Raw genomic sequence first — 267 nt, 5'->3', positions numbered from 1 at the left:
AACATCTAAGTAACCGCAGGAAAAGAAATCAACCGAGATTCCCAAAGTAGTGGCGAGCGAAATGGGATCAGCCTTGTACTCTTTATTTGTATTGTTAGCCGAACGCTCTGGAAAGTGCGGCCATAGCAGGTGATAGCCCTGTAGGCGAAAACAGTATGAAAGAACTAAGTGTACGACAAGTAGGGCGGGACACGTGAAATCCTGTCTGAAGATGGGGGGACCATCCTCCAAGGCTAAATACTCGTGATCGACCGATAGTGAACCAGT

General features: G+C 47.6%; 1 rRNA gene. It reads left to right on the top strand.

The window, feature by feature from the left end:
- A 23S ribosomal RNA gene (locus tag G3N94_RS42050) occupies positions 1-267 on the top strand; the annotation flags it as partial.

This window comes from Burkholderia sp. Ac-20353 (assembly GCF_017104785.1).
GTDB lineage: Bacteria > Pseudomonadota > Gammaproteobacteria > Burkholderiales > Burkholderiaceae > Burkholderia.
Note: the sequence above shows the minus strand (reverse complement) of the source record. Positions and strands in the feature narration are given on the sequence as shown.